This is a genomic window from Rhizobium sp. UGM030330-04, from assembly GCF_003208455.1.
Taxonomy (GTDB): domain Bacteria; phylum Pseudomonadota; class Alphaproteobacteria; order Rhizobiales; family Rhizobiaceae; genus Agrobacterium; species Agrobacterium rhizogenes_A.
The window spans coordinates 211,453-230,477 of record NZ_QKML01000001.1 but is presented as its reverse complement, the minus strand read 5'-3'; the positions used below and the strand labels follow the sequence as shown (position 1 = coordinate 230,477).

Genomic DNA, 19,025 nt, shown 5'->3' with positions numbered 1-19,025 from the left:
CGGATGGTCCAGCGGTCTCGTTTTGATGACTTTTTGATTTGCCCGATATCGCACCGTGCTCTTGAGGCACGCCGAGGGAACTCTAATGAACACATCGATCCTTTTGCTGATACTGGCGCTGATCGGCATCGGCAGTTATCTGCTCGGTAGCCGCCGTGCCGTTGCCCTGTCTGGCGGGCGCCCCGCCAGCATGCATTCCCGCGCCGGTTATCACGGTTCTTATGCAGTTGTCTGGGCGGTTTTGCCCGCGGCGTTCATTCTCGGTGCCTGGCTCATTGTCAGCCCGCTGATCGTCACCTCGGCGGTACGCGGCAATTTTCCTGAAGACGTGCGCGCCCTGCCTGAAGCCCAGCAGAGCCTGACCTATGGCATGGTGACCTCCATCGCCCGCGGCCTGCAGCGGCTGACGGCGGAGGAAACCGCACAGGCCGATGCGGATACGGCTGCGGTAAGGCCGCTTCTGGCATCCAAGGGCGTGGCGATCGCCGGCGACCCTGAGCGTTTCATGGTCGATGCCGCCCATACGCTGAACGCCATGACCTCCACCAGCCGCATCGCCATGATCGCCATCGTTCTGGTGACTGCGCTTGGAGGCGCCGCCTATGCGCTGCGTTCGATTGCTCCGCGCTTCCGGGCGCGCAACAAGGTCGAGAGGGTTATTCTCGCTTCGCTGCTCGTCGCCTCGTCCATCGCGATCCTGACGACGATCGGTATCGTCCTGTCGATGCTGACGGAAGCCATCCAGTTCTTCACCATGGTTCCGGCGCACCAGTTCTTCTTTGGAACGGTGTGGGATCCGCGTTTTGCGGCGGCTGGTGCAACGGACTCGTCCGGCCAGTTCGGTCTGATCCCGCTTCTCGCCGGCACGCTCTATATCGGTTTCGTCGCCATGCTGGTTGCCGTGCCGGTCGGCCTGTTTTCGGCGATCTACATGTCGGAATACGCCTCGCCGCGGCTGCGCTCGGTGGCGAAGCCGTTGCTCGAGGTGCTCGCGGGCATTCCCACGATTGTCTACGGCTTCTTCGCGCTGACGACGGTCGGGCCTTTCCTCAGAGACATTTCCACGCAGATCAGCGGTCTCACGACGGGCAACTACGCCAATTTCATCCAGGCACAGAGCGTCATCACCGCCGGCTTCGTCATGGGTATCATGCTGATCCCCTATGTCTCGTCGCTGTCGGACGATATCATCACCGCCGTGCCGCGTTCGCTGCGCGACGGTTCGCTCGGCCTTGGCGCCACGCGGTCTGAAACCATCAAGAAGGTCATCGTTCCCGCCGCTCTTCCCGGCATCGTCGGCGCGGTTCTGATGACGGCATCGCGTGCGATCGGCGAAACCATGATCGTGGTTCTCGCCGCCGGTGTTGCAGCCCGCCTGCAGCTCAATCCGTTCGAACCGATGACCACGGTGACGGTCAAGATCGTCAGCCAGCTGACCGGCGACCTTGAATTCACCTCGCCGCAGACGCTGGTTGCCTTCGCGCTCGGCATCACGCTTTTCGCCATCACGCTTTGCCTGAATATCTACGCGCTTTACATCGTGCGCAAATACCGGGAGCAATATGAATGACCGACATCGTTTCTCCCGCAGCCGGCGCCGCCGTCAACAAGGCCACCCGCCGTGATATCGGCATCAAGCGCCGCTATGCCGCCGAACGTCGCTTCCGTGCTTACGGAATGGCAGCGATTTCCTTCGGTCTCATCTTTCTCTTCCTGCTGCTTTTCTCGGTGGTCTCCAAGGGTTACACCGCCTTCCAGCAGACGATGATCACCGTTCCGGTCGAGTTCTCAGAACAGATCATCGATCCGAAAAATGAGCGCGCCACCAACCCGGCGAAGCTGATGACGGCGAATTATCCCGTCATTGCCCGTGATGCGGTCGCCAAGGTTCTTGGTGTTGCGCCGACGGATCGTGCCGGTCTTCGTGCCGTCAACCTCCTGATCTCGGACAGCGTGCGCACGCAGCTTCGCGACATCGTCGTCGCCGATCCCGCCGTCATTGGCACAACGCGCACCGTCACGCTTCTGGCGTCGGGCGACGTCGACAGCGCCTTCAAGGGCCAGGTCGACCTGACGGCGGATGAAGCCAATCGCCGTATCTCGAACCAGCAGCTCGGCTGGATGAACCAGCTCGCCGAAAGCGGCCAGCTCGGCAAGCACTTCAACACCGGCATCTTCGTCAACGGCGCTTCGAGCCGTCCGGAAGCGGCGGGTGTGGGCGTGGCGCTGATCGGCTCCTTTTACATGATGCTGATCGTGCTGGTGTTGTCGCTGCCGATCGGTGTCGCAGCCTCGATCTATCTCGAGGAGTTCGCGCCGAAGAACCGTCTGACGGACCTCATCGAGGTGAACATCAACAATCTCGCGGCTGTTCCCTCCATCGTTTACGGTCTGCTTGGCCTCTCCGTCTTCATCAACTTCATGGGCTTTCCCCGTTCGGCCTCGCTGGTCGGCGGCCTTGTCCTGACGCTGATGACCCTGCCGACGATCATCATCGCCACGCGCGCGGCATTAAAAGCCGTGCCGCCGTCGATCCGTGCGGCGGCGCTCGGCCTTGGCGCTTCAAAGATGCAGACGATCTTCCACCACGTCCTGCCGCTCGCCATGCCCGGCATTCTGACCGGCACCATCATCGGCCTCGCCCACGCGCTGGGCGAAACGGCGCCGCTGCTCTTGATCGGCATGGTGGCATTCGTTGCGAATTACCCGACAACGCCGATGGATCCGTCCACGGCACTGCCGGTGCAGATTTACATGTGGGCGAACGAAGCGGAACGCGCCTTTGTCGAAAGAACATCTGGCGCTATCATCATCCTGCTTTTGTTCCTCATCGTCATGAATGTTGGCGCAATCCTGTTGCGTCGCCGCTTTGAACGGCGCTGGTAGAGGGAGATTGAGCAATGAACATGTTGTCGGAAGCAGCAGTTGAAAAGGCGCTGGACAAGAAAATGAATGAAGTTTCATACAAGATGATCGGCAAGGATGTTTCGGTTTATTACGGCGAGAAGCGTGCGCTTTACGACGTGAACCTCAACGTCCGCGAAAACACGGTGACCGCGCTGATCGGCCCGTCCGGTTGCGGCAAGTCCACATTCCTTCGGACGCTCAATCGCATGAACGACACGATCGATGGCTGCCGGGTCACTGGCAAGATCACGCTCGACACCGACGATATCTACGACCAGGCGATCGATGTGGTTGAGCTGCGCGCGCGCGTCGGCATGGTGTTCCAGAAGCCGAACCCGTTTCCGAAGTCGATTTACGAGAACATCTCCTACGGCCCGCGCATCCATGGTCTGGCCCGCAACAAGGCGGATATGGATCAGATCGTCGAACACAGCCTGCAGAAGGCCGGCCTGTGGAACGAGGTCAAGGATCGTCTCCAGGAGTCCGGCACCGGCCTTTCCGGTGGCCAGCAGCAGCGCCTTTGCATCGCACGCGCGGTTGCCGTCAGCCCGGAAGTGATCCTGATGGACGAGCCCTGCTCGGCGCTCGATCCGATCGCGACCGCCAAGGTCGAGGAGCTCATCCACGAACTGCGCGCCAACTATACGATTGTCATCGTCACGCACTCCATGCAGCAGGCAGCGCGTGTTTCCCAGCGCACAGCCATGTTCCACCTTGGTCATCTTGTCGAGGAAAACGAAACGGACAAGATGTTCACCAATCCGGATGACCAGCGCACGCAGGACTACATCATGGGCCGCTTCGGCTGATTTCCGGCCGGCGCTTTATCGAAACCGAACAAGACTGGTGCCTCTGCCGTGCCCGCTGGTGTGCACGTGCATGAAGGCCAAGCCGGAGGATCAGACCGTGACACAGACAACGACCCATTCGCATATTCTGTCCGCCTATGACGAGGAATTGAAGTTCCTGACCCGCCGCATCGCCGAAATGGGCGGTCTGGCCGAGCAGATGTGCGCAGATGCGGTGCGCGCGCTCGTCAATTCCGATGCTGCCCTGGCGCAGAAAGTCATTTCCGATGACACGATCCTCGACCATTCCGAGCGTGAGATCGGCGACAAGGCCATCGTCACCATCGCCAGAAGACAGCCCGTTGCGGCCGATCTTCGCGAAATCATCGGCACCCTGCGTATCGCCGGTGATCTCGAGCGTGTTGGCGACCTCGGCAAGAACACCGCCAAGCGGGTGATCGCGGTTGCCGGCACCGGCGTGCCGCGCAAGCTTGCTCGCGGCATCGAACACCTGTCCGAACTGGCGCTGGTGCAGCTCAAGGAAGTGCTCGACGTCTATTCGACACGTTCCGCCGAGAAGGCCAATGCCATTCGCGAGCGTGATGAAGAAATCGACGCCATGTATACGTCGCTCTTCCGCGAGCTTCTGACCTACATGATGGAAGATCCGCGCAACATCACCACCTGCACGCATCTCCTGTTCTGCGCCAAGAACATCGAGCGTATCGGCGACCATGCCACCAATATCGCCGAGACGATTTATTACATGACCACCGGCAGTCAGCCGGAGGGAGAGCGTCCGAAGGACGACAGTTCCAACACGCTCGGTTCGGTGACCGAGTAACAGACAAGCAGAAGCTTGTGGAGTTAGTATATGGTGCCCAAGATTGCAGTTGTGGAAGACGAGGAAGCGCTGAGCGTCCTGCTTCGTTACAATCTCGAGGCTGAGGGATACGACGTCGACACGATACCCCGTGGAGACGAAGCGGAAATCCGGCTGCAGGAACGTATTCCTGATCTGCTCATCCTGGATTGGATGCTGCCCGGGGTTTCCGGCATCGAACTGTGCCGGCGGCTGAGAATGCGGCCGGAAACCGAGCGGCTGCCCATCATCATGCTGACGGCGCGCGGTGAAGAAAGCGAGCGCGTTCGCGGTCTTGCCACCGGTGCGGACGATTATGTCGTGAAGCCGTTCTCGACGCCGGAGCTCATGGCCCGCGTCAAGGCGATGCTGCGTCGGGCTCGCCCCGAGGTTCTCTCATCGGTGCTGAAATGCGGCGATATTGAGCTGGATCGCGAAACCCATCGCGTTCATCGCAAAAGCCGCGAAGTGCGCCTCGGCCCGACGGAATTCCGCCTGCTGGAATTCCTGATGACCTCTCCGGGCCGAGTGTTTTCCCGCTCGCAACTGCTGGATGGCGTCTGGGGTCACGATATCTATGTCGATGAACGCACTGTCGACGTGCATGTCGGCCGTCTGCGCAAGGCACTCAATTTTTCGCATATGCAGGATGTCATCCGCACCGTGCGCGGTGCCGGATATTCCATGGAAGCCTGACCGCAGCCGAACTGAAGGCCTCGGTCAGGATACATTCGCCCAAAATTGAAAGGCCCGATACCATTGCGGTGTCGGGCCTTTCGATTTTGGACTTTTCTCGAAAGCGGCATCTCAATCTTCGGAGCGCACGATCGACGACCGGTTGATATCCGGATTGTGGCGCGATGTCTGACGGCGATGGAGGAAAGGGCCGGTACTCCATTGGTGCATCGCTCCCCGGAACGGGCCTGCCTTTGCCATAAAAAAACGGGCCCGAAGGCCCGTAGTTTTTGAGTGCTGAATGCGTGCCGCAACACTCAAGCCTTGCGGCGCTCGCTCACCGGCTGGTAGGCGAGTTTCGCATGGAACTTGCAATAGGGCGAAGATTCCAGCGCTTCACAACCGCAGAAATGGAAATCATCCTTCAGCGGATCGCCAACCGGCCATTTGCAGGTGCGCTCCGTCAGTTCCGTCAGCGTCAGGCGGCGGGAAATCGGCGTAACGACGTTTCTGGAGGGAGCGTAATCGAGAACTTCAGCGGTCTCGATGTCGATCTCCTCATGGAGAGCCGTTGCCGCGTTCGAGCGGTTCAGAGCCCGTGCCGGTGCCGCGCTGACGCGAGCCGCGAAATTCGTTGCGCGCGGGGCAGGGGCGGCGGTGCGCTTAGGCGCGGAGCGCGCCGACGTGACCGGGCCGCCAGCCTTGACGCGTCCCGGCAGGTTGAGGCGATGCACCTTGCCGATCACGGCGTTGCGGCTGACGCCGCCCAGCTGTGCTGCTATCTGGCTGGCGCTCAGTCCTTCGGCCCACAATTTCTTGAGTTTCTCGACCCGCTCGTCTGTCCAGTTCATGCCGCTTCTCCGCTTGTCGCGTATATTTCGACAGAATCCCTCTCCGTCTCGCGAGACATGCCGCGAGCGTGGTTTCCGCCGGATTTTAGGTGACTAGTTCCGCCGCAATGCAGTCTAGTAATTAGCGATTAACCTAGTGCCAGCCCGACTCCGTGGCAAGAGTCGCGGGAATCATCTGGAATCGATTTTCCGGTTTTCCCCAACTTGCTGGCGAGTTGAGTCTGAAAGGCAACACCTTGGGGCTCGGCTGCGGCCACATACTAATGCTTGAGAAGCCCGGGAAACGCGGACTTTTGTTGACATCGGCAAGCGAAGTGACAATAGTGCCCCTGCCGCCGCAAGGCGGCATTTTTGATTTTCAGGCGAGGGATAACCCTCGAAGCCTATTGACAACCGTCTGACAGCGCATCCGCGCAAGGAGTGATACAGCCATGGCCGAAGCCGCCGCGCCATTGTTCGATACATTTGCAAGAGCCCCCCTGCGTTTCGAGCGCGGCGAAGGCGTCTGGCTGTTCACGGAAAGCGGCGAGCGATATCTGGATTTTGCGGCAGGCGTCGCGGTCAACTCGCTGGGCCACGCCCATCCGCATCTCGTGGAGGCGATCAAGACGCAGGCCGAGAAGGTCTGGCATGTTTCGAACCTCTATGAAGTGCCGGGGCAGGAAAAGCTCGCTAGGCGGCTGACGGAAGCAACGTTCGCGGACAAGGTCTTCTTCACCAATTCCGGTGCGGAAGCGCTGGAATGTGCCATCAAGACCGCGCGCCGTTATCATTATTCAAAGGGCCATCCGGAAAAATTCCGTATCGTCACCTTCGAAGGCGCCTTCCATGGCCGCACGCTGGCGACCATCGCTGCCGGCGGCCAGCAGAAATATCTGGAAGGTTTCGGCCCCAAGGTTGAAGGTTTCGATCAGGTTCCCTTCGCCGATGTCGACGCGCTGAAGGCGGCCATCACGGACGAGACGGCGGCGCTTTTGATCGAGCCCATTCAGGGCGAGGGCGGCATTCGCGCGCCCAGCAAGGAATTCCTGCAACTCCTGCGCGGATTGTGCGACGAGCACGGTCTGCTGCTGATCTTCGATGAGGTCCAGACGGGCGTTGGCCGCACGGGCAAGCTGTTTGCTTATGAACAGACGGGCGTCGCGCCCGATATCATGGCGGTTGCCAAGGGTATCGGCGGCGGTTTTCCGCTCGGTGCGTGTCTGGCGACGGCGGAGGCCGCTTCCGGCATGACGGCCGGTGTGCATGGCACCACCTATGGCGGCAATCCGCTCGCCATGGCGGTTGGCAACGCCGTGCTGGACGTCGTTCTCTCCGAGGGCTTTCTGGAAAAGGTCCGGGATGTCGCGCTGGTCTTCCGCCAGGGCCTGGCTTCGCTGAAGGATCGTTATCCTGACGTGATCGAGGAAATCCGTGGCGAAGGCCTGCTTCTCGGCATCAAGGCCAAGGTGCCCTCGGGCGAACTGCTGCAGGCCATGCGCGCGGAGCACCTGCTTGGCGTGCCGGCGGGTGACAACGTTATCCGCCTTCTGCCGCCGCTCGTCACCACGGCTGAAGAGGCCCGTGAAGGGCTGGCGCGTGTGGAAGCGGCTGCCGCTTCCCTCACAGCGAAACAGGCGAAAATCGCCTGAAACCAATCTAGGGCGGGCCTCTGTCGGAGGCTCGCAAGCATGGGACAGTTTGAAATGGCTTCACCAAAACATTTTCTCGACCTTTCGGCCGTCGGTCCGGAGGATCTGCGGACGATTCTTGATGATGCGCGCGCGCGCAAGATTGCCACCAAGGCCGGCACGGCTGAAAAGCCGCTTGCCGGCAAGATGCTGGCGATGATCTTCGAAAAGCCGTCGACCCGAACCCGCGTTTCCTTCGATGTCGGCATGCGCCAGCTCGGCGGGGAGACGCTGTTCCTGTCGGGCACGGAAATGCAGCTCGGCCGGGCGGAAACGATCGGTGATACGGCCAAGGTGCTGTCGCGCTATGTCGACGCCATCATGATCCGCACCACGGATCATTCGCGCCTGCTCGAGCTTGCCGAACATGCCACGGTACCGGTCATCAACGGCCTGACGGACGACACCCATCCCTGCCAGATCATGGCGGATATCCTGACTTTCGAGGAACATCGCGGTCCCGTCAAAGGCAAGACAATCGCCTGGACGGGTGATGGCAACAATGTGCTGCATTCCTTCGTGGAAGGTTCGGCGCGTTTTGGTTATCGCATGGCAATGGCGGTACCGATGGGTTCGGAACCACATGACAAGTTTCTGAACTGGGCGCGCAACAATGGCGGTGAGATCGCGCTGTATCATGATGCCGACAAGGCGGTGGCGGGCGCCGATTGCGTCGTTACCGACACCTGGGTATCCATGAACCAGGAGCACAAGGCACGCGGCCATAACATCTTCCAGCCTTATCAGGTGAATGAAGCGCTGATGGCCAAGGCCGACAAGGATGCGCTGTTCATGCACTGCCTGCCGGCGCATCGCGGCGAGGAAGTGACGGACGGCGTCATCGACGGGCCGCAATCGGTTGTCTTCGATGAGGCGGAAAACCGGCTTCATGCGCAGAAATCCGTCATTGCCTGGTGCATGGGCATCATCTGACGGTTCTTGAGGTTGAGGGCGCCCGTCCGGCGGGTGCTTGAACTTCATCGTGCACATTACCATCTGTGGGACTTCGAAATGGCTCGTTGGCTTTAGCCGGCGGGCCGCAATCACGATTTGCACGATTTTCTCCGGAGGCGGTTTCGCTTCCCGGATCTCTGTGCGACAAGCGGAAAAAGCACTTTATAAAGCCGGACTTTTGGACGGTAGCGGCGCGACGGCTGCGCCAGGGAGTTATGATATGGCAGAAGTAACGGTTGAACTGGACGATCTCGTTCTTGCTGGCGACGACAAGGTTGTACCCTTTCAGGTCGAAGGTCTGGATGTGCGCGGCCGCGCCGTGCAGGTGGGGCCGCTGTTGAACGCCATTCTGGAGCGGCACGACTATCCCGCGGTGGTTGCCCGCCTGCTGGCGGAAGCGACGGTTCTGACGGCGCTGATCGGCACATCCCTGAAATTTTCCGGCAAGCTGACCGTGCAGACCAAGGGTGATGGTCCGGTGGACCTTCTGGTGGCCGATTTTACCGCGCCTGAAAGCATGCGCGCCTATGCCCGGTTCGACGAGGAGCGGCTGGCGGAGGCGGTTGCGGCCGGCGCAACCTCGCCGGAGCAATTGCTGGGCACCGGCATTCTGGCCTTCACCATCGATCAGGGTACGGGCATGCAGCCCTATCAGGGTATCGTGCCGCTGGATGGCTCGTCGCTGGAAGAAATCGCCGGCGTCTATTTCCGTCAGTCGGAACAGCTTCCAACCCGTGTGCGTCTCGGTGTCGCCGAGTTTTTCGATCGCGACGGCGAAGGCAAGCCACGCCATGGCTGGCGTGCGGGCGGCATTATCGCCCAGTTCCTGCCGCAGGCGCCGGAACGCCTGCGCAAGCGGGATCTCCACGGCGGTGACGGCGATGAGGGCGGTTTCGAGGCGCTGGAAGATGATGCCTGGACCGAGGCTGTGACCCTGCTGAACACGGTGGATACCGATGAGCTGACGGACCCGCAGGTGCCGGTGGAGCGTCTCCTGTACCGGCTGTTCCACGAGAGTGGCGTGCGTATATACGATCCGCAGGTCATTCTGGATCGTTGCAGCTGTTCGCGAGAGAAAATCAAGGGCGTGTTGTCAGGCTTCACCGCCGAAGAGATCAAGGCGAGCGAGGAAGACGGCGCGATTGCAGTCACCTGCGAATTCTGCTCGACAACCTATCGTTACGATGTCGGTGAATTTGAGAACGCCTGAATGAAGAAGCCGCGCTCCTGGGGGCGCGGCTTAGTGCCGGCTCCATGGAACTCAGTTCAACACCCGCAAAAGGCCGGGTGAATCCAGTGAAAAGGCGGGAATGGTGACATTGAACACCTCGCCATTTTCCGTTTCCATTTCATAATGGCCAAACATCAGGCCTGAAGGCGTATCCAGCGGGCAGCCGGAAGAGTACTCATAGCTGTCGCCCGGGTTCAGGTGCGGCTGTTCACCGACGACTCCCGGTCCATAAACTTCATCCACCTGGCCGTTCTGGTCGGTTATGTGCCAGTAGCGGTTGACGAGCGTTACCCTGATGTCGGAATTGTTCGAGATCACGACTTTATAACCCCAGACGTAACGGTCGTCATCCGGGTCGGATTGTTCCTCGAGATAATACGGATCGACCGTAACCTCGATGTCCCTTGTCAGAGCACGATACATACGCGCCATACCTCGATATTATGCCTGCAACCATCATCCTACACTATAGGCTCTGGCTATCGTCAAGAAAATGAATGGCTTGACGGGCGGGAGGCGCCTTCTGCCGCGCCATTTTCCACCGTTAGGGATAACGGGAAAGGTAAATATTGGTTGCCCGCTACGGGATTTTCGGTTGCGCCGTGGCCCGGCATGGAGGCGGGCCACGGCGATCATGAACTGAATGCTCAGGCAGAAACGGCCGCCAGCCCCTTGGCAATATCCTCCAGCAGATCGTCGGTATCCTCGATGCCGCAGGAAAGGCGCAAGGTGCCGCCGGAAATGCCGAGTTCGGCGCGCGCCTCGTCGGAGAGGTTCTTGTGCGTCGTGGTGCCGGGATGGGTGATGAGGCTCTTGGCATCGCCCAGATTGTTGGAAATCTTCACGATCTCCAGCGCGTTCTGCAGCGCGAAAGCCGCATCCTTGCCGCCCTTCAGCTCGAAGGCCACGAGCGTCGAGCCGCCGGACATCTGCCGTGCGATGATATCGGCTTGCGGGTGATCGGCGCGGCCGGGATAGATGACCTTGGCGACCTTGCCGCTATCGGCGAGGAAATCGGCGATCTTGCCGGCATTTTCCGTCTGCTGCTTGACGCGCAGCGGCAGGGTCTCGATGCCTTTCAGAAGCGTCCAGGCATTAAAAGGCGACATTGCCGGGCCGGTATGGCGGAAATAGTCCTGCAACTCTTCTTCGATCCACTTCTTGTCGGAAAGGATCACGCCGCCAAGGCAACGGCCCTGACCGTCAATATGCTTGGTTGCCGAATAAACGACGATATGGGCGCCGAGTTCGAGCGGCTTCTGGAAAAGCGGGGTCGCGAAGACGTTGTCGACAACCACCTTCGCGCCAATCTGGTTGGCAAGCTTCGCCACGCCGGCAATGTCCACCACTTCGAGCGTGGGGTTGGTCGGGCTTTCAAGGAAGAACAGCCTGGTGTTCGGCTGGATCGCCTTTTCCCAGTTGCCGAGATCGCGTCCGTCGATCAGCGTGCACTCAATGCCGTATTTCGGCGCAAGCGTTTCGACCACCCAGCGGCAGGAGCCGAAAAGGGCGCGTGCGGCAACGATATGGTCGCCGGCACGCAGCTGGCACATGATGGCGGCCGTGACGGCGGCCATGCCGGAGGCGAGCGCCCGGGCGTCTTCCGCGCCTTCCAGCAGGCACATGCGTTTTTCGAACATGTCATTGGTCGGGCTTGCGTAGCGGGCATAGATGAATCCATCGGTTTCGCCCTTGAAGCGCGCTTCGGCGGCTTCGGAGTTTTCGTAGACGAAACCCTGGGTCAGATAGATCGCTTCCGACGTTTCACCATAGGGTGAGCGTAGCGTACCGCCGTGAACGAGCTGGGTTGCCGGGCGCCATTTATTGCTCATGTGATCACCTTCAAAACAAAAAAACCGGCCGCAAAAGCAGACCGGTTCCAAGCACCCGGTCTTTTTAGCCACTTGTTTAACGTGGCTGCAAGCCGACCGGCCAAATCACCACGGGATAAGCTTGCCATACTGCCGTTATCGGCTTGCGTCAATGCTTTCCTTTTGGTTTTGTCGCCGTAAAAAGGAATGACGACCATGACGAGAACCACGGGCATTTTGGCGGATGGCGCGATCCGCGCGCTGTTTGCGGGCGGTAAACTGAAGAGCGAGGCCGAGCTTGATGTCGATCAGGTGCAGCCCGCCAGCCTCGATCTGCGGCTGGGCTCGAAGGCTTACCGCGTTCGTGCCAGTTTTATGCCTGGCCCCGGAACCCGCGTCATCGACAAGCTCAATCGTCTCAGCCTGCATGAGGTGGACCTCACCCAGGGTGCGGTGCTGGAAACCGGTTGCGTCTACATCGTTCCCCTCATGGAAAGCTTGGCCCTGCCGGTGGAGATGTCGGCCTCGGCCAACCCCAAGAGCTCGACCGGACGTCTTGATATCTTCACCCGCGTCATGACCGACAACGCGCAGGAATTCGACAAGATACCGGCGGGATATGCGGGCCCGCTCTATCTGGAAATCAGCCCGCGCACTTTTCCCATCGTGGTGCGCCGCGGCTCGCGCCTGTCGCAGATCCGCTTTCGTATCGGTCATTCCCTGCTTAATGAAGGCGAACTGCTGAAACTGCACGAGACGGAAACGCTGGTCGCCAGCGAAAGCCCGAACGTGACGGGCGGCGGCATCGCGCTCTCTATCGACCTGAAGGGGTTCGGTGAAAACGGGTTGATCGGTTATCGCGGCAAGCACCACACCGCGGTGGTGGATGTCGACAAGAAGGCCCAGCATGACGTTCTCGATTTCTGGGAGCCGCTTTACGCCCGCGGCCGCGCGGAACTGATCCTCGATCCCGATGAATTCTATATTCTCGTCTCGCGCGAAGCGGTGCATGTGCCGCCGCTCTATGCCGCCGAAATGACGCCTTTCGACCCGCTGGTTGGTGAGTTTCGCGTGCATTACGCCGGTTTCTTCGATCCCGGTTTTGGCCACGCACAGGCCGGCGGCACTGGCAGCCGCGCCGTGCTGGAAGTGCGCAGCCACGAGGTTCCCTTCATCCTCGAACACGGCCAGATCGTCGGCCGTCTGGTGTACGAGCATATGCTGCAGAAACCGGAAGGCCTTTATGGCAGCGGCCTCGGCTCCAATTATCAGGCGCAGGGACTGAAACTCTCCAAGCATTTTCGCGCGGAATAATGATCCCGTCGGGTGCTTGACACCCGATACGAACTATCCGATGTCTTATGCGCGGCGCGGGTGTAGCTCAATGGTAGAGCAGCAGCTTCCCAAGCTGAATACGAGGGTTCGATTCCCTTCACCCGCTCCAGTCCAGCCTTCCGAAACTGACTTTATCGCATGGCTTCGACCGCTATCATGTCGATGGCCGTGCGAATGTGCAATTTAGCTTGACTACGATTAAATTGCACGTAATAGTTGATGCAGTCGTAACATGATGGGGAAGTGTTATGAGTCGCAAGCTTATTTCTGAATTTCTGGGAACCTTCTGGCTCGTCTTCGGCGGTTGTGGCAGTGCGGTTTTTGCTGCTGCTTTTCCCGAACTCGGCATCGGTTTCCTCGGTGTTGCTTTCGCTTTTGGCCTGACGGTCCTGACAATGGCCTATGCGGTCGGCGGCATTTCCGGCGGTCATTTCAATCCGGCGGTTTCCGTTGGCCTCACCGTTGCCGGCAAATTTCCCGTTTCGAACCTCGTTCCATATATTGTGGCGCAGGTTCTGGGGGCGATCGTTGCCGCGGCGGCGCTTTATGTCATCGTTACCGGCAAGGCCGGGGCTGAACTTGGCGGTTTTGCCGCCAATGGTTATGGCGAACATTCGCCGGGCGGATATTCACTCCTGTCGGCGCTGCTGATCGAGGTGATCCTGACGGCGTTTTTCCTGCTCGTCATCCTGGGCTCGACACATGGCAGGGTTCCGGTTGGTTTTGCGCCGATCGCCATCGGTCTCGCCCTCACCCTCATTCACTTGATTTCCATTCCGGTGACCAACACATCCGTCAATCCGGCCCGCTCGACGGGACAGGCCTTGTTCGTCGGCGGATGGGCCTTGCAGCAGCTCTGGCTGTTCTGGCTCGCTCCGATCCTTGGCGGCGCCATCGGCGCCGTGGTCTGGAAAATTTTCGGCGAGGAAGAGAAGGCCGGTCACGCCAGCTCTGTCCAGCCCGCGCAGACATGAACATGAGGCTTTGTTTTCCCGAATGGTCGGGGAAACGACTGAGGAGGATGACATGGATCTTGCTTCGATATTGGCCCAAATCATCGGCGGTGCGGTTGGCGGCACGGCCGGCGGAAAGATACTGAAGGATTCCGATCTCGGCTCGCTCGGCAACCTGATCGCGGGTGCCATCGGCGGCATAGGTGGCGGAACCGTACTCGGGTCACTGCTCGGGGCGGCTGGAAATGCAGCGGCCGGTGGCGTGGATATCGGCGCGCTCGCGGGCCAGCTTGTTGGCGGTGGCGTTGGTGGTCTGATCGTTCAGATCATTGTCGGCCTGATCAAGAACAAGCTCGTCGCCAAATAGGGTCAACTCGGCTGCCTCTGTAGTGGTATGACAGACCTTGCCGGAGGAAATCCGTTCGGCAAGGTGTTCCGGTTATATACCTATCGATAGCAGCAATATGGGAGGCGCGGTCTGCGGACTGCGCATGAGACAGCATTTGTCGTTGCTGACCTCGTCAGGGCGGATTCCTGACGGCCGGCATATGCGGTGTCTTGTTCCAGACGAAGGGTCTCGTTCTCAATTCCACCACCGCGCGCCATGCCGCAAAGGACAGCATCAGCCAGTAAAACGGGATTGCCAGCCAGCGCTTTCCGACCTGTCTCTTTTCATAGGATATCATTCTGTTGCGGCCCATCAGAACGAAGATGGCGTAGCTTCCGAAAATATTCAGCGTATCGATGAAAAACAGAATGCCCTGCCAGGAAAGCAGCATCTCCGCACCGCTTTCCCGGATCGCCATGGCCATGAAGGTGAAGGACAGAAACAGCAGGGGGTGGGTCAGCGACGATAAAAGCATACCGCCGATCAGCAGCTGGAAGACGATATAGTCGATCCATCCCATCTTGCGTGCGGTTGCAAGGGGCGCACGGGTCATCACCAGCCAGCTCTGCAGCCAGCCCTTGTACCAGCGCGTACGCTGGTTAAGCCAGACGGAAAGCGAGGTCGGTGCATCCTCCAGCGTCTGCCGCCGGATGACACCGCAACGGTAGCCGAGCCTGTGCAGCCTGAGGCCGATATCGGCGTCTTCCGTGACATTATAGGGATCCCAGGCACCGATGCGGCGCAACGCGGCGGTGCGGAAGTGGTTTGAAGTGCCGCCAAGCGGCAACGGCAGCCTGCGCGCGGCGAGGGCGGGCAGCATGCAGCGGAAGAGGCCGGAATATTCCAGCGCGAAACAGGCACTGAGCCAAGAGGTGCGGGCATTGCTGATGATGAGCGGTGCCTGCAGGCAGGCCACCTGCTCCGGCTGGCCACGGAAGGCGTCATGGGCTTCGCGCAGCTGCTGCGGATGCGGGCGATCCTCCGCATCGTAGACGACAACGAACGCGCCCCGCGCACCGGCAAGCGCATAGGTCAGCGCCTTGGGCTTGGTGCGCGGCAGGGAGGGCGGCACCCTTATGACCTCGACATGCGGGCCGGGATTGGTGCTTTCGATGGCGGCAATCGTCGCGCCGTCATCCGCCTCGCAGACAAGCTTGATATCCAGCCGGGATTTGGGCCAATCCAGCCGCTCGAGCGCATCCATAAGCTGCTCGACGACAGCGTCCTCGCGATAGAGCGCCACCAGAATGGTGTAAACCGGCAGGTCGCCGTCCTGTCGGAGAGCGGGCGTGATCTGCGCTTCGTTCTGCGTGGGTGGGCGCAGAAGTGCAAGCAACCTGAAAAGCAGGGTGAAGAAATAAAGCATCGTCAGGGTGACATGAATATAGGCCAGAGCCGCCTGGGTATAAAATAGCAGCGACAGCGTCAGCAATGTCGCCAGAACGCCGCTGTAAAAACCTTGCTGGCCCTGCAAGGTGATCCTGGCGGAATGATGCGGCGCCGTATTGAAAAGCCGTTGGCGCGCCTCGGCGCAGCGGCGTGTCTCGCCGGCCTTCCATATTGCCCTGCGCAGGGCCTGCGGGGTCGTAATGGCAAGCTCGTCGAGGAGATGCGGATGTCGACACAGCACGGTTTTCAGCTGTTCCAGCCGTCCCAGCTCTGGCACCATCAGCAATGTGGGTCTGCCCTTTAGCGGCTTCAGCCGAAGCAATTGTGGTTCAACCAGTTGCATATCGAGGTGACGGATATCCTCGACCCGTTCCGGATCGATATCCGGGAGAAAGGGCAACCGTAAAAAGCGGGCAAAAGCACCGAAATAGGCTTCCGCCCGGACCAGCCCGCTTGCCAGCAATTCGTCTTCCACAGTCGAGCCATTTTTCAGGGCGCACTGCTCGAACGTGTCGATATAAGGCTTGCCGAAGCCCAGTGAGGCGAGGAACTGCGCCTGTCCGGCTTCTGCCTGTCCGGACGCCACCCATTGCGGATCATCAGCCGTGAATGAAAATGCAATTTTCCGTTCTGCCGGCGTCGTACGAAACGATTCTCGTGTATAATAGCTGTAATGATCCATGCATCGCCGCCGCCGTCATGGTAATGTCCCATTTTCTGCCACGGACAGTATAGATGAGAATGACGAATGTAACGCGAAATATAGGTCTTGTTTTTACTTTAGCTATCGCTTTACAATTTGTTGGAAGCCGGGGCGAAGTTCATGCCGAAGGCCTCTCGGATGGAAACCGCATGCCGGTGCTGTTCGATGCGCAGGAACGGTTTCCGGGCGGCGATCTTTCTTCCGTCCCCCGGATCAGGTTTCTGATGTCGGTTGACTTCCCTCCCTTCAATTTTACCGATCAGGAAGGCCGGCTTGCCGGTTTCCACGTGGATCTCGTGCGTGAAATCTGTGCCCAGCTGAAGGTGGAAAGCAAATGCCAGGTACAGGCACTGCCGTTTGACGAGCTGGAGGCGGCGCTGGAAATGGGGGAGGGCGAAGCGGTGATTTCCGGCATCGCCACCACCGCTGACCTGCGCAAGAGTTTCACTTTCTCGCGTCCCTATCTGCTGTTGCCCGCCCGCCTTGCGGTCAACAAGGCGGCGAAATTCTCCGGCGCCGGCGCTGATGCCCTGTCGGGCAAAAAGGTGGGGGTCGTTGCGGGCTCGCGGCACGAACAGATGCTGAAGGCATTTTTCCCCAAAGCTGCCGCTGAAGGTTTCGAGGGCTACGAACCCATGTATGCGGCCTTGAAGACAGGCAAGGTGGATGCCATCTTCGCTGACGGCCTGCGTCTGCCTTTCTGGGTTTCGGGAAGTGCGTCGGAAGGGTGCTGCGCTCTTTTCGGCGGGCCTTATATGTCCGACAGGTTTCTCGGGGAAGGCCTTTCCATCATGGCGGTCGATCCCGACAATGTGCTTGTGCCGGCCTTTGATCAGGCGCTTGCCGCCCTTTCCCGCAATGGCCGGCTGGAAGAGATCTACCGACGTTATTTTCCCTACGGTCTTTATTAGAGCATCGGGTAAAACGGCGTCGCGGCCTTGCTTCGGAAAAGGCGCGAAAACGGGAGATGGTTTCGGGCACCGATCCGGTTCCGGCCCGGATCGTCTGTGCTATGCCTTTCTATTTTGCCGGGGCAAAGGCCTCGTCACCGCGGCGCAGCCGCAGAAGTGCGATCCACACGGCAGCGGCGATGGCGGTCTCCACCATGAAATAGCTGCCGATCGTGCCTGAAATACTGAAGGACCAGGTGAAGAGGGCGACGACGACGGAGCCGATGAGATTGCCGCTGTTCCATATCTTGGCGCGAATATCCTGCCGCCCGGATGCGCCAAGCGCCTCGAGCGCCGTTGCCGCAACCGCCATCGGCAGCACCGCCCAGCATAGAACGCGGGTGATGACCGGCAGCGAGACATATTCGTCGCCGAACAGGAGCGGCAGGAAAGGTGCGATGATGAAGATCACCAACGCGCTGCCTGCCGCAATGACAAGGGCGGCCTTCAGCACGTTATAGGCGCGTTCTATGGTCTTGGTGATGCCCTGCAGGGCGGCGGAGGCCGAACCCGGATAGATCAGCCGGTTAAGCGCCTCGACGGAGAGATAGGAGCTGTCGAGAATCCGGCGGGCTATGGAATAGCTGCCCAGCACCTCGGCGCTGGCAACGGCGCCGAGAACCAGAATATCGGCATTGCCACGCACGGCCTTGAACAGGAACTGGGTGGAAAACAGGATACCGATGCGGATTTCCTCGCGCACGATCCGGAACACCGGCCGGCCGAGGCTGCCGATCGCCTTCACCGAAATCACGGCGGCAATGGTATGGGCGGCAAGGTTCCAGAAGGCCCAGGCCTCCACCGTTTCCACCTTGAAGACGAGGCAGGCGACCACAGCGGCAATCGTGCGGGCCACGGCAAACATCACTTCCAGCTTGTTGGCGGCGGCGAAGTTGGAGTGAGCGATGAAGCTTTGCGTGGAGAGAGAAATGACTTTGAGAAGAACGAGGTTCGTCACCAGGATCAGGAAGGTGGTGATGAGGGTGTGCAGCAAGGTTTCCGAAGTCGGGAAAAACACCGGGATCGTTATCATGCCGATGATGGTCAGCACCACACCGGTCGCGGCGCTCAAGAGATAGCTGTGGCCGAGCATGACGGGAAACATGCTGCGATCCTGCGCCACGCGACGGATCAGCGATTCCTGCGAACCGATGCCGCAAATCTGCACACCGAGATTGGTGACGGCCGTGATGGAGGCATAAAGCGCGAATTGTTCGACGCCGAGATGGCGGGCAAGCAGGGCGAATGTCAAAAGCTGGGCGGCGCTGGACATCAGCAGCGCACCCCCGGATGCCATATAGGTCAATCCCAATCTGACTAGATGGCCGAACCGCGGCGTATTCAACGACACCTCATTCTCCGTGTTTCTCCGACATTGCCGGGCGAGTTCAAGAAATGATCACCCTGCCTTGCAATATTTCGCGACCTGAAAAAGCCAGGAACCGGCCAGTAGACTGAATGCCTGTAACCTGAATGAATGACAGTTTCTCCTGTCTTAGCCTTCTTGAGGTAAGAGAGGGTTAAAGCAATTGCACAATAATGATGATAATGACCGTTT

General features: G+C 59.7%; 17 protein-coding genes, 1 tRNA gene and 1 riboswitch. Of the genes, 13 read left to right on the top strand and 5 right to left on the bottom strand.

The genetic code is table 11. The features are described 5' to 3' along the window. The first annotated feature begins 85 nt into the window (after nt 1–85). From pstC to phoB, 5 genes are all read left to right on the top strand, one after another. Nucleotides 86–1,570, top strand: coding sequence for a phosphate ABC transporter permease subunit PstC (gene pstC / locus N434_RS01145; RefSeq protein ID WP_065114775.1), 1,485 nt, complete (start codon nt 86–88; stop codon nt 1,568–1,570). After that, a complete protein-coding gene (gene pstA, locus N434_RS01140) occupies nt 1,567–2,886 on the top strand; it encodes a phosphate ABC transporter permease PstA (protein WP_110755576.1) in 1,320 nt (439 codons plus the stop codon). Before pstC ends, pstA begins: the two co-directional genes overlap by 4 nt. 14 nt (nt 2,887–2,900) lie before the next feature. After that, nucleotides 2,901–3,716: a phosphate ABC transporter ATP-binding protein PstB gene (gene pstB / locus N434_RS01135; RefSeq protein WP_065114777.1), complete on the top strand. Its 816-nt coding sequence runs from the start codon at nt 2,901–2,903 to the stop codon at nt 3,714–3,716. A gap of 97 nt (nt 3,717–3,813) precedes the next feature. Continuing rightward, nucleotides 3,814–4,539, top strand: coding sequence for a phosphate signaling complex protein PhoU (gene phoU / locus N434_RS01130; RefSeq protein WP_077767836.1), 726 nt, complete (start codon nt 3,814–3,816; stop codon nt 4,537–4,539). 30 nt (nt 4,540–4,569) lie between these two features. Further along, entirely contained in the window at nt 4,570–5,253 is a 684-nt protein-coding gene (gene phoB, locus N434_RS01125; RefSeq protein WP_003493692.1) for a phosphate regulon transcriptional regulator PhoB, read from the top strand. Between the two features lie 296 nt (nt 5,254–5,549). On the opposite strand, the gene N434_RS01120 is transcribed toward phoB, so the two are convergent. Then, a complete protein-coding gene (locus N434_RS01120) occupies nt 5,550–6,083 on the bottom strand; it encodes a GcrA family cell cycle regulator (protein ID WP_065114779.1) in 534 nt (177 codons plus the stop codon). Between the two features lie 431 nt (nt 6,084–6,514). Here N434_RS01120 and N434_RS01110 point away from each other — a divergent pair, with 431 nt between their 5' ends. The 3 genes from N434_RS01110 (at nt 6,515) to N434_RS01100 (ending at nt 9,917) form a co-directional block, all read left to right on the top strand. After that, nucleotides 6,515–7,714 (top strand): aspartate aminotransferase family protein, encoded by a 1,200-nt coding sequence (locus N434_RS01110; RefSeq protein ID WP_065114780.1) that lies wholly within the window; start codon nt 6,515–6,517, stop codon nt 7,712–7,714. A 54-nt stretch (nt 7,715–7,768) separates the two neighbouring features. After that, nucleotides 7,769–8,686 carry an ornithine carbamoyltransferase gene (gene argF, locus N434_RS01105; protein ID WP_065116117.1) on the top strand — a complete coding sequence of 306 codons (918 nt, stop codon included), beginning with the start codon at nt 7,769–7,771 and terminating at the stop codon, nt 8,684–8,686. Nucleotides 8,687–8,927: 241 nt separating this feature from the next. Next, the gene (locus tag N434_RS01100; RefSeq protein WP_110755573.1) at nt 8,928–9,917 is read left to right on the top strand and encodes an Hsp33 family molecular chaperone; all 990 of its coding nucleotides are present in this window, start codon (nt 8,928–8,930) and stop codon (nt 9,915–9,917) included. A gap of 51 nt (nt 9,918–9,968) precedes the next feature. On the opposite strand, the gene apaG is transcribed toward N434_RS01100, so the two are convergent. Continuing rightward, nucleotides 9,969–10,361, bottom strand: coding sequence for a Co2+/Mg2+ efflux facilitator ApaG/CorD (gene apaG / locus N434_RS01095; protein ID WP_065114782.1), 393 nt, complete (start codon nt 10,359–10,361; stop codon nt 9,969–9,971). Nucleotides 10,362–10,585: 224 nt separating this feature from the next. After that, complete coding sequence (locus N434_RS01090; protein ID WP_065114783.1) at nt 10,586–11,770, bottom strand: O-succinylhomoserine sulfhydrylase; 1,185 nt, start codon at nt 11,768–11,770, stop codon at nt 10,586–10,588. 43 nt (nt 11,771–11,813) lie between these two features. Continuing rightward, nucleotides 11,814–11,892: riboswitch (SAM riboswitch) on the bottom strand. 73 nt (nt 11,893–11,965) lie between these two features. Between N434_RS01090 and N434_RS01085 the strand changes: the two genes are divergently transcribed. The 4 genes from N434_RS01085 (at nt 11,966) to N434_RS01070 (ending at nt 14,404) form a co-directional block, all read left to right on the top strand. Next, complete coding sequence (locus tag N434_RS01085) at nt 11,966–13,063, top strand: 2'-deoxycytidine 5'-triphosphate deaminase (protein ID WP_110755928.1); 1,098 nt, start codon at nt 11,966–11,968, stop codon at nt 13,061–13,063. Nucleotides 13,064–13,119: 56 nt separating this feature from the next. Further along, nucleotides 13,120–13,193, top strand: a tRNA-Gly gene (locus tag N434_RS01080). A gap of 139 nt (nt 13,194–13,332) precedes the next feature. After that, nucleotides 13,333–14,058 carry an aquaporin Z gene (aqpZ, locus tag N434_RS01075; protein WP_065114784.1) on the top strand — a complete coding sequence of 242 codons (726 nt, stop codon included), beginning with the start codon at nt 13,333–13,335 and terminating at the stop codon, nt 14,056–14,058. A gap of 52 nt (nt 14,059–14,110) precedes the next feature. Further along, nucleotides 14,111–14,404 carry a hypothetical protein gene (locus N434_RS01070; RefSeq protein ID WP_065114785.1) on the top strand — a complete coding sequence of 98 codons (294 nt, stop codon included), beginning with the start codon at nt 14,111–14,113 and terminating at the stop codon, nt 14,402–14,404. Nucleotides 14,405–14,558: 154 nt separating this feature from the next. On the opposite strand, the gene N434_RS01065 is transcribed toward N434_RS01070, so the two are convergent. Next, nucleotides 14,559–16,496, bottom strand: coding sequence for a glycosyltransferase (locus tag N434_RS01065; protein ID WP_181423835.1), 1,938 nt, complete (start codon nt 16,494–16,496; stop codon nt 14,559–14,561). A gap of 170 nt (nt 16,497–16,666) precedes the next feature. On the opposite strand from N434_RS01065, the gene N434_RS01060 reads away from it, so the two are divergent. Next, nucleotides 16,667–17,428 carry a transporter substrate-binding domain-containing protein gene (locus N434_RS01060; RefSeq protein WP_110755570.1) on the top strand — a complete coding sequence of 254 codons (762 nt, stop codon included), beginning with the start codon at nt 16,667–16,669 and terminating at the stop codon, nt 17,426–17,428. A 109-nt stretch (nt 17,429–17,537) separates the two neighbouring features. Here N434_RS01060 and uppX read toward each other — a convergent pair whose 3' ends face one another. Continuing rightward, nucleotides 17,538–18,764, bottom strand: coding sequence for a Wzx-type polysaccharide biosynthesis protein UppX (uppX, locus tag N434_RS01055; RefSeq protein WP_236771040.1), 1,227 nt, complete (start codon nt 18,762–18,764; stop codon nt 17,538–17,540). Between the last annotated feature and the right edge of the window lie 261 nt (nt 18,765–19,025).

Excerpts from the sequence above, each read along its gene's own strand:
- N434_RS01100 (WP_110755573.1), top strand. The coding sequence starts at position 8,928 with ATGGCAGAAGTAACGGTTGAACTGGACGATCTCGTTCTTGCTGGCGAC.
- pstA (WP_110755576.1), top strand. The coding sequence starts at position 1,567 with ATGACCGACATCGTTTCTCCCGCAGCCGGCGCCGCCGTCAACAAGGCC.
- N434_RS01065 (WP_181423835.1), bottom strand. The coding sequence starts at position 16,496 with ATGGATCATTACAGCTATTATACACGAGAATCGTTTCGTACGACGCCG.
- N434_RS01110 (WP_065114780.1), top strand. The coding sequence starts at position 6,515 with ATGGCCGAAGCCGCCGCGCCATTGTTCGATACATTTGCAAGAGCCCCC.
- pstB (WP_065114777.1), top strand. The coding sequence starts at position 2,901 with ATGAACATGTTGTCGGAAGCAGCAGTTGAAAAGGCGCTGGACAAGAAA.
- uppX (WP_236771040.1), bottom strand. The coding sequence starts at position 18,764 with ATGGCATCCGGGGGTGCGCTGCTGATGTCCAGCGCCGCCCAGCTTTTG.
- argF (WP_065116117.1), top strand. The coding sequence starts at position 7,769 with ATGGCTTCACCAAAACATTTTCTCGACCTTTCGGCCGTCGGTCCGGAG.
- N434_RS01120 (WP_065114779.1), bottom strand. The coding sequence starts at position 6,083 with ATGAACTGGACAGACGAGCGGGTCGAGAAACTCAAGAAATTGTGGGCC.
- N434_RS01070 (WP_065114785.1), top strand. The coding sequence starts at position 14,111 with ATGGATCTTGCTTCGATATTGGCCCAAATCATCGGCGGTGCGGTTGGC.
- N434_RS01090 (WP_065114783.1), bottom strand. The coding sequence starts at position 11,770 with ATGAGCAATAAATGGCGCCCGGCAACCCAGCTCGTTCACGGCGGTACG.
- apaG (WP_065114782.1), bottom strand. The coding sequence starts at position 10,361 with ATGTATCGTGCTCTGACAAGGGACATCGAGGTTACGGTCGATCCGTAT.
- N434_RS01060 (WP_110755570.1), top strand. The coding sequence starts at position 16,667 with ATGCCGGTGCTGTTCGATGCGCAGGAACGGTTTCCGGGCGGCGATCTT.
- phoB (WP_003493692.1), top strand. The coding sequence starts at position 4,570 with ATGGTGCCCAAGATTGCAGTTGTGGAAGACGAGGAAGCGCTGAGCGTC.
- N434_RS01085 (WP_110755928.1), top strand. The coding sequence starts at position 11,966 with ATGACGAGAACCACGGGCATTTTGGCGGATGGCGCGATCCGCGCGCTG.
- aqpZ (WP_065114784.1), top strand. The coding sequence starts at position 13,333 with ATGAGTCGCAAGCTTATTTCTGAATTTCTGGGAACCTTCTGGCTCGTC.
- pstC (WP_065114775.1), top strand. The coding sequence starts at position 86 with ATGAACACATCGATCCTTTTGCTGATACTGGCGCTGATCGGCATCGGC.